The following is a 9357-nucleotide window of genomic DNA, read 5'->3' on the forward strand; positions in this document are numbered from 1 at the left end:
GAACCGAACCTGGAAGACAGAGTTCATATCCACCCCCGGATGAAAAGTGCTTGGGTTGATAAAACTGCCAAAGGCAAGATCATCATACTGCGCGCCACCGATGGTTCTGATGGGTGTGCGACCCACGTCAAATCCCGGCATCTGTCCGGCCGCATCGACGATCGCGCCAGCAAGGGCCACATCCCGGTCATGCGTTGCCCGAAAAACCGGCCATAACAGCTGTGAGGCCACAACACTGTTGGCTGCCAGAACGGCTGCCGTGAACAGGCCACAGGCCGCACAGATGCGTCTGAAAAGGCCGGGGGACAGGCTGCTGACAATCAGGCCTAGGTTGACGAACACAATCCCCGCCAACACGAAGCCCGTATACCCGATAGAGCGCCCAACGAGGAACATGTCGGGATAGAGGAACCAAACAACCATAGGCAGGGTGACCAGAGCCCCGTAACTGCCCAGCAGAATTCGAAACAACGACGTTATTTTCGCGGTTTTGTTTATGAAAACGTGAATAAGTACGGCCAGAAGGGGGAAAAACAACACCACCATCGACGCCAAAAGATAGAGCCCCCGGAACGGGTGTGGCGTTCCCAAAAGACTGCCGCCATAGACCAGATACAACATCTTTGGCAGGAACCTCGCCTTTTCCACAAGCACGTCGGTCGGAGGCACCCCCGCAGACCTGAAATAGGGCTCAAGATCGAGCCATCGGATGAGGCCGTTGAGCTGATACAGGTACAACATGGCCCCCAGCCCGGCGGCACACAGCACCGCCAACAGCGATTTCACGATCTGAAGGTTGGAAAACCGGTCGACCCGAACCATGGCCATGGCGGGAATGATGAACCCGAGAAACACGTAGCTTTGGTAAAACCCCAGGCTCAGCGCCGTCAGCTCTGCTGCAATGAGGATGCGCAGCCCCCACCCCAACAGGGACACGGACCGGTTCTCGGGGGTGACAAGGGTCTGCGCCAGTACGGACAGGAACAGGCCCAGTGTAAACCACAATGCCAGTGTCTGATAATGCAGGATTTCCGTCAGATAGACATGGCAGGCGCCGGCCAGAAAGATCATAACCGTCGCACTACCCCGCAAGGCTGGATGCCCGTCGGGAATGGCCCGCGCGGACAGTATGGCACTGATCCCGTACAGCGGAACAAAGGTCAGGCATGCATGCAGCAGATCGTGAAACTGCCCCCCCAGAACAAGGTTGTGCCCTATATGGGTGGCCCATCTCATGTGAACATCTGCGAAACCGGTTTCCAAACCGACGGCAAACCTCCACTCGTCCGGATTATAGCCAGACGAAGCGATATGATATCCGATCAGGGGAACATAGGCCAAAAGGCACAGCAAGAATGGCACCAGAACCGAACGGGACTTCAGTGATACAAACAACTTTTCAACCAAAACAACACCACAACACATTCTCCCGTGGAGCTCTTCAGTAATGACCCGCAGCCCTGATGATTGCAAGTTTTGCGCAGGTTCTGGTTCTGATTGTCGATTATGTACAAACAATCTTCCCCCTTCGCAGACTTGAATTGCTGGCCCGTTGCGGGTTTGATTTCAGGGATTGGTTTTAAAGAGTACGATGGAGACATTTTCAGATGAACAGCCAAACACAGGAAGCGGTGCACGAGCTTGCGCAAACAGCCAGCCGCACGCGACCGGGGCTGTCCATCGTTGTTCCTTGCTACAACGAAGAAGCTGTGCTGGATGAACTGGTCCGGCGCGCCACGCATGTCGCCGCTGAAACCTTTGGCACGGACTATGAACTTGTTCTGATCGATGATGGATCGACGGACCGGACCGTCGAAATGATAGAAGGGTTTGCCAATCAAAACCCGAATATCCGTGGTGTTGTTCTGTCGCGCAACCATGGCCATCAGCGCGCCTTGTCTGCCGGGCTGATCCATTGCCGCGGAGAGATTGTCCTTGTTCTAGACGCCGACCTTCAGGACCCTCCGGAACTGCTGCCTGACATGCTGGCTGTCCTCAATGAAGGCGCGGATGTGGTCTATGGCCAGCGCATAAAGCGCGAGGGTGAAAGCCTGGCCAAAAAGACAACAGCTTCGGCGTTCTATCGGCTTCTCAGAATGCTTTCGGATGTAGAGATCCCTCTGGACACCGGCGATTTCCGCCTGATGCGCCGCAAGGTTGTGGATTACCTGAACACGATGCCCGAAGAAGACCGTTTCATCCGCGGCATGGTCAGTTGGCTGGGGTTCCGGCAGGTCAAATTCTCTTATGAGCGCGCCGAAAGATTTGCCGGGGAAACCAAATACCCGTTTCGAAAGATGCTGCGCCTGGCCATCGACGGCGTCACCGGGTTCTCAACCGTTCCATTGCGGATCGCAACCTGGCTTGCCCTTTCCATGACCGTTGTCAGCCTGGGGCTGTTTGTCTGGGTCATCCTGCAGCGGATTGCCGGTGAGACCGTCTCGGGCTGGGCGTCGACCGTGGTTGTTGTCCTTTTGGTCAGCTCTGTTCAACTGTTCACCATCGGCATCCTGGGCGAATATGTTGGCCGGCTTTACATGCAAAGCAAAAAGCGTCCGCTATTTGTTGTGGACAGGCTTATCTCTCATGATCGCGATGGGTGAGTGATATGCCTCTGTTTCGCAGCCTTTTGGCCTTCTGCACGGTTGGGGCCCTGGCCTCGGTCACCCATGCGGTGCTGGGGATTGTCTTTGTGAAAACATCGCTGTTCGCGCCGTTCACTGCAAATGCACTGGGCTATTGTGCCGGTTTCTTTGTCTCATATTTCGGCCATTACCGTTTCAGCTTTGCATCCAGTGCAGCACATGGAAAAACCATGCCCCGTTTTCTGGTCGTCTCAGGGGCAGGGCTCTGCCTGAACCAGGCCATAGTCTTTGTCGCGGTCGATCTGGGCGGGCTGTCCTATTACGTGACCCTGCTGATCATCTTCTCGGTGGTGCCAATCGCCACCTATATCCTGGCCAAAAGCTGGGCTTTCAACGACGATGATCAGGCAGGTGCCCTCAAATAGGCAAACCCTTGGCCTCCGGGGGATGGATTGTCATTCGATGACATGTTTCGCGCGCGAAACATTAGCCGGGGCGGTTTTTGAGCCATGCCCGCAGATCGGTCAGGAAAGCCTCGGAAACGCCCTCACCGGTCAAGGTCAGCTGTGCGCCGTTTCGACTCTGTTTCAGGTAAATACCACCAATCTTCTCGGGCGCGGTATCCGCTTTTTGAGGTTGGGCCTCGGACTTCTGAGCCCCAAGCTTTTGAACCCTGCGCGCCAACTCTCCGAGTTCGTCCTCGGGTGTCTTGGCCACCGCGGCAGCCATCTCTTTTGCAAACCTGGAGGCTGCCTTGGGATCCTCCTTCAAAACTTTCGCAACCGACAGTCCCAACCGTTCAGGAATAGCTGACGCAAAGCGCAGATGATCATCCAACGCGTGATAGATCGTAATGAAGGATCCGATCTTGGATCGTTTGGCCCGGCTGGCCGATGCAAACAGCCCGCGCAGGGCAGCGGCTTCATCCGGGTAAACGCCCTGCTCTGCCGCCCGCGCCACGATCCGGGCACGCTCGTAATAGCTCAGCCCGACACGGATCTCGTTTTCTTCGACCATGGCCACATACGCGTCTGACGCGCTCTGCGGCTGCCTGAGGAATGCTCTCACGGTGTTAAACTGTGCATCGCCTGTCTCCTGCGCCAGCGTCCGCAGCGCGGCCAGACGCCGCCAGCCAGAGATCAGGCCATACCGCCCTTCGGTCAATTCCACGACTTCGATCGGTGTTTGCTGACCGCGTGCCTTCAGGCTTTCCTTCAGCGCCTCCATATCCGCGTCATCAGCCGTCATCCGATCGCGCACCAGATAGGTTTCCTCGATGGCGTCAAGCGGCAGGTCCTGCACCAAACGACCTTCGGCCCGCGCAGCACGCAATTCTCCGGACAGCTCTTCCAAAGCGGCCTGGGCTGCCGTGGCCCCGGCCACCTGTGCAACCGGTGGTGCGGCGCGGGGCGTATCTGTGGGGAACATGGATGTCAGGCCGGGGGCAGGGCGATTGTCTTCCAGATAATCCGGCCGGGCTGGGGTCAGTCGTTTGCGTTTTGCCATCACTTTCTCCTTCTTCGGCGCGGATCAGATTCTGTTTCGGGGCACAGAAGACGTGTTTCGCGCGCGAAACATCGCGCTCAGAGCGACAATTCCGGTGTTCCTGCCTCTTCGGCCTGCTGGGCCCGCTCTTCGCCGCGCCAGACGCCAATCAAGAGCTTCTTGAACGAAGCATAAGTGGCATCAAAGGTTTCCCGCCCCCGCACATAGGTCTCGCGGTTGAAATCGCGGTAATCCGCCTCGTAGATGCCGTTGACCTGTTCCCCAGCCTGGCCGATCAGCGCCGTGTAGCCCTGCCAATGTGGCGACAGGGTGCGACCTAGATAGGCTTGCATCAACCCCGCCAGCTCGGCCTGCTGGCTGCCGTCATAACGGGTGATGACCGTGCGCACCGCATCCCATTGAAACGCCATCTCAGGCCGTCCCAACGCGCGGGCGGCCATGTTCTCCCCGTCTTCGATGGACTGGAATGTCGAATGCAGCATGTCAAAGAACCGGCCGGTGGAATCGAACTCCAGAAACGAGGCCCCCATGGGCACCAGCAGGATATCCGAGGCCGCCAGCCCGTTGATCGTCAGATAGCCCAGGGCAGGGGGGGTATCGATGAAGATGATGTCATACGCGTCCAGCACCCCATCCTCGTCCAGCGTATCGGTCAGTGCATCCCACAGCTTCCAGCTGCGGCCCTGCATCCGCCAGACCGGGATCTGAAACTCGGCCCAATAGAGGTTCAGCTGAGCGCCGATCAGATCGATATTCGGCCAATGGGTGGTCTGGATCAGATCGCTGCTGCGGGTTTTCAGCGCCTCGGACAGGGTATCGTCGATCGGATGCGGAGCTTCACCCCGGTCAAGCCGCCCCTGATTGTCGCGGCGCAGATGTGTGGCGTAATGACGGGCGAGCAGAGGAAATACCGTCTGCCATTCATCGCTGACCTTGCCGCCGAAGATCGACGTCATCGAGCCCTGGCTGTCCAGATCGATGACCAGCACCTTGTAGCCGTCCAATGCGGCGGACATGGCCAGATGCGCGCAGGTCGAGGTTTTGCCAACGCCGCCTTTGAAGTTGGCCACGGACACGATCTTGGCAGGCAGCCCCTCGGGTCGGTAGGGACGGTATTCCTTCGCCTTGGATCCTTCCGAAGCAAAATGCGTCCGCAGCCGCAGAACTTCATCCAACGTGAACCACTTGGCACCACCTTCGGTTTCGGACTGCCCTTGCGGCAAATCCGGGTTACCCTTGAGCACACGCCTAAAATGGGCAGGGGCCACAGGGATCAGATATTTGGTAATCTCCCAGGTTGAAAACAGGCGCAGCTTTTTCTGTCCGTCGTCTTCCAGACCCCGGTTCGCCAAATCTGCGCGCCCCCGGGCACAGGCATCTGCTATCTGTGAGAACTCATGGGTTCCGGTTGGTTCGCCCAGTTCAGCATGGGCCAGATCAGGATCAATGTTGAAATAGGGGGGAAGCCCTTCGGACGGTGCTGCTCGCATTGGAAATCTGCTCATGTGCTATGTTTTGGTCAATATACCACAAAATAGGGCATATGAAAGCATTGCGAGCACAAAACCGAATTTTCTAAGCAAAAATAAGGGGTAAAATCCTTCTGAGAGACGGGTTCTGAGTGCACGACCAAAAAATATCCTGTTAGAATCCTGTTATATTATTAGTTACCAGATAAATCCTTTTCTTTTAAGTATAAGAAAAAAAAGCGATTTTTGAGATTTCTTGTGTCTACAGTGAATCTGATCCCACGATAGGATGACTCTGAACCCACGTTCCAGTGACTCTGAACCCACGTTCCGGCGGCTTTACGCCTCCTGTGGATAACTCTACGGTGGGCGTCAATAAAACCACGAACAAAGATTCGGGCAGGACATATGGGCAGGGCAGTATGAGCGGGTCGGGGGCATTGCTGCCTGACCGGCACCCAACGGGCGATTTTTTTGTATGCGACATCTTCGATGCGTTGCCCAAGACAGATATGGGGTCGATGGAGCATCCGATGTTTTCGCTCTCGACCCGGCCGGATCGCCGTATCCTCAATTACGAACATAACGGGGTCGAGATTACGGTGACGCCGTCGGTTCGGGGGCTGGCGACGATCCACGACAAGGACATCCTGATCTTTTGCATCAGCCAGCTGATGGCGGCGATCAATGCGGGCCGGACGGTCAGCCGGGTGTTGCATCTCAAGGCGCATGATCTGCTGGTGGCAACCAATCGCGAAACCAGCGGTGACGGCTACAAACGCTTGCGCGAAGCGTTCGAGCGGCTGGCCGGCACAAGGATCACCACCAACATCGTCACTGGTGAAAAAGAGACCACCACCGGTTTCGGCCTGATCGAAAGCTGGGAGATCGTGCGCCACACAAGGGCAGGCCGGATGGTCAGCGTCAGCGTGAAACTGTCAGACTGGCTGTTTCGGGCGGTGCTGGCGAAATCGGTGCTGACCCTCAGCCGCGATTATTTCCGCCTGCGCAAACCGCTGGAGCGGCGGATCTATGAACTGGCGCGCAAACATTGTGGCCGCCAGCCCGAGTGGCGGATCTCGGTTGAGGTGCTGTTGAAGAAATCGGGCTCAGCCTCGCCCCGGCGGGTGTTCCGCAAGATGATCCGCGACATGATCGCAGCTGATCACTTGCCCGATTACGAGATGAGTGAAGAGCCCGGTGACCTGATCCGCTTTACCCGTCGGGGTCAGGTGGTCGAGGGGCCGGACAAGCCGATCCTGCCCTCAGGGGCGCTGGAAGAAGCCCGGGCGATGGCACCGGGCCGCGATGTCTATGCGTTAGAGGCGGATTGGCTGGCTTATTGGGCTGCGTCAGGGCGTCCGCAGATCAGAAACCCGCAACGGGCGTTTCTGGGCTATGTGGCCAAGCGGGTGAGTGGAAAAGAGTGACGGTTCAGCCTGAATAGGCGTGATCCGGTTTCTCTGTGCGCATTCTCAGTGATCTGGTGGCATAGACCGCTGTGGCGGCAATCAGGATGAAGAGCCAGCCAGACAGTGCATAAACCCCGAAAGCCATCAGCAGAGAATACCCCGACAGCCAGGTCGCGATGCTGGCAACAAGGCCGACACATATCGCTATACCAATAATTCCCAGCATGTTGGTCCAGGTGCTCCGTTCTGGTTCCGGTCTCTTTCACCCCATAACGGCGGGTCGTCGTAGTGCCACAGGGGGATTCCCCCTTTTCGATTCCGACGTGGAATCATGGCAAAACTATGAACCACCTGAGGTTAAAATTTGGTTATTGGATACCCGCTGGAGCTGAACTCCACTACTCGTTCGATACTGCGTATTGCCTGTGGTTAAAGGACTGCCTTTCCCAATTCTTCTCTGGAATTCTCAGAAAGGGCAATATTTGAGCGGTTTTGCCGTGCAAATGTGCAAATCTCCGCCTGCCGAACACTGGTCTCAGGTTGGTTTGACCTGAGACAGTACGACCACTCCGGCAACAACCAGGCCGATCCCGGCAATTTTCTGAAAGCTCAGGGTTTCAGAAAACAGGATATATCCGGCCAGCAAAATACCGGCCATTGCCAGGCCCGTGACGGCAGGGTAGGCCACGCTCAGTTCAATGCCGCGAATGGCGACAATGAAACTGCCAAGCAGCAGCAGGCCGCTGACCAGGCCAGCCCAGGCCCAGGGTGAGAGTATCAAGGCGCGGATGTCGAAAGGCCCGGCAAGCTGCTGCACGGCCAGCTTGAACGACAGGTTGGTGCAGATATTGGCGCAAACGGCGATCAACAGGGCAGACCAATAGAGTGACATATGTGTTCTCCTTCATGTGCGGGTCTGCTGGGCACAGCTAAACAGTGTCTTCCGGCAGGTCCGGTGCGGGCTTCAAAAGGTCAGGTATTTGGCGGCTAAGGTGATCAGCACAAACCCCGCGCCGATCAAAAGGCTTATTCTGTCACGCAAGGCGAACAGGACCGGATCGTCGGCAATCCGACCGCGTCGGGCACCGACCCAGATACGGTTGCCCCAATACAGCAGTAACAGACACAGCAGCCACAGGATTTCCGGAGTGCTGTAAAAGCCTTTCACTTCGGGGCTGTTGATATAGAGCGCAAGAATGACAACGGCAGCTGTGATATTGGCGACGCCAAGGCTGAACATGGTCTCGCTGTCGGCATGGGAATAGTCGCGGCCATGCACATTGGATTCATCATGCGGGGCCGCCGCGACCTCGATATACCGTTTGAGATAGCCGAGGCTGACGAAGATGAACATCGAGAATGCCAACAGCCACGAGGACAGCACAATGCCCGTGGCGGCGGCTCCGGCGATGACACGCAGCGTGTAAAGCGAGGCCAGCACCATGACATCTGCGGTTGCGATCTGCTTGAGCCAGAAGGAATAGGCCATGGTGATGGCCAGATAGGCGATCAGCACGATCGTGAAGGCAGCCGGCAGAAAGAGCAGGGACAAGGCAAAGGCGATGCCGGGCAGGGCGATGGCCCCAATGACGCCGGTCTGAAGCGGCAGATCACCCGCGGGCAGGGGGCGATGCCGTTTGCTGGTGTGGTGGCGGTCGGCCTGCAGGTCCATCAGGTCATTCAGGAAATACACGCCCGACGCACAGAGGCTGAAGCAGATAAAGGCCAGAAGCGCCGCCAGGAACCCCGCAGCGGGCAGATGCATTTGCGAGGTGAAGATCGGCACAAAGATTAGGGCGTTCTTGGCGTATTGATGAGGACGCATCGACTTGACGAATGCGCGCCATACCGGCGGGCGTGAGGCGATGATCTTTTCAGCGGTACCCGCAGCCTGTGCCGCGGCCACGTCCGAGGCCGGGGCATTGACGAAAATACCCGACCCTGCCGCCGCCCAGATCGGACTGTCGGCTGTGCTGTCTCCGGCATAGGTAAAGGCGTCGGATCCGGCTGTGTCACGGATGGCGGCAAGCTTGTTGGACCCTTTCAGGTTCCGGCCTTCCTCTGTGGCCAGAACAGACGAGAACAGGCCCAGATGCGCGGCCACCTTTTCGGCATAGATGCGGTGCGAGGCTGTTGCGAGGATCAGATGCCTGCCTTCTTCTTTCTGCACGCGCAGATAATCCAGCAGGTCGGTTTCGAACGGCAGGTCCGCCGCTTCTAATCCGATTTCCCGGCCGATCCGCGCCTTGGCATAGGGGATGCCGCGGAACACCCACAGAAGAACCGGAAAAAGATTGAGCGGGTTTTTCTTCAGGAATTGCAGAATAGCCTCGACAAACAGGTCTGTTCTGACCAGCGTCCCATCCAGATCAACAAAGATTTTTT

9 protein-coding genes are annotated in these 9357 nt (G+C 57.2%); 3 read left to right on the forward strand and 6 right to left on the reverse strand.

Annotated features, from left to right (window positions below; genetic code table 11):
* Positions 1 to 1395: hypothetical protein (locus tag AC2FNU_RS21980; protein WP_496792571.1), on the reverse strand; the 1395-nt coding region annotated here is incomplete at its 3' end.
* A 212-nt stretch (positions 1396 to 1607) separates the two neighbouring features.
* Between AC2FNU_RS21980 and AC2FNU_RS21985 the strand changes: the two genes are divergently transcribed.
* The gene (locus tag AC2FNU_RS21985; protein WP_496792575.1) at positions 1608 to 2603 is read left to right on the forward strand and encodes a glycosyltransferase family 2 protein; all 996 of its coding nucleotides are present in this window, start codon (positions 1608 to 1610) and stop codon (positions 2601 to 2603) included.
* Positions 2604 to 2608: 5 nt separating this feature from the next.
* On the forward strand, positions 2609 to 3010 hold the full coding sequence (locus AC2FNU_RS21990; protein ID WP_496792577.1) for a GtrA family protein: 402 nt from the start codon (positions 2609 to 2611) through the stop codon (positions 3008 to 3010).
* A gap of 61 nt (positions 3011 to 3071) precedes the next feature.
* Here AC2FNU_RS21990 and AC2FNU_RS21995 read toward each other — a convergent pair whose 3' ends face one another.
* Together AC2FNU_RS21995 and AC2FNU_RS22000 are read right to left on the reverse strand one after the other, a co-directional pair.
* Complete coding sequence (locus AC2FNU_RS21995; protein WP_496792580.1) at positions 3072 to 4091, reverse strand: ParB/RepB/Spo0J family partition protein; 1020 nt, start codon at positions 4089 to 4091, stop codon at positions 3072 to 3074.
* Positions 4092 to 4168: 77 nt separating this feature from the next.
* Positions 4169 to 5596: an AAA family ATPase gene (locus AC2FNU_RS22000; RefSeq protein WP_496792584.1), complete on the reverse strand. Its 1428-nt coding sequence runs from the start codon at positions 5594 to 5596 to the stop codon at positions 4169 to 4171.
* A 386-nt stretch (positions 5597 to 5982) separates the two neighbouring features.
* On the opposite strand from AC2FNU_RS22000, the gene AC2FNU_RS22005 reads away from it, so the two are divergent.
* Positions 5983 to 6990 (forward strand): replication initiator protein A, encoded by a 1008-nt coding sequence (locus AC2FNU_RS22005; protein ID WP_171648916.1) that lies wholly within the window; start codon positions 5983 to 5985, stop codon positions 6988 to 6990.
* A 4-nt stretch (positions 6991 to 6994) separates the two neighbouring features.
* On the opposite strand, the gene AC2FNU_RS22010 is transcribed toward AC2FNU_RS22005, so the two are convergent.
* The 3 genes from AC2FNU_RS22010 to AC2FNU_RS22020 all read right to left on the reverse strand — a co-directional run.
* A complete protein-coding gene (locus AC2FNU_RS22010) occupies positions 6995 to 7198 on the reverse strand; it encodes a hypothetical protein (RefSeq protein WP_496792588.1) in 204 nt (67 codons plus the stop codon).
* A 309-nt stretch (positions 7199 to 7507) separates the two neighbouring features.
* The gene (locus tag AC2FNU_RS22015) at positions 7508 to 7864 is read right to left on the reverse strand and encodes an SMR family transporter (protein ID WP_171648920.1); all 357 of its coding nucleotides are present in this window, start codon (positions 7862 to 7864) and stop codon (positions 7508 to 7510) included.
* Between the two features lie 72 nt (positions 7865 to 7936).
* Positions 7937 to 9357, reverse strand: a 1421-nt coding sequence (locus tag AC2FNU_RS22020) for a UbiA family prenyltransferase (RefSeq protein ID WP_496792594.1), incomplete at its 5' end; no start/stop codon positions are given.

Source organism: Ruegeria sp. BHSB064 (genome assembly GCF_059613205.1).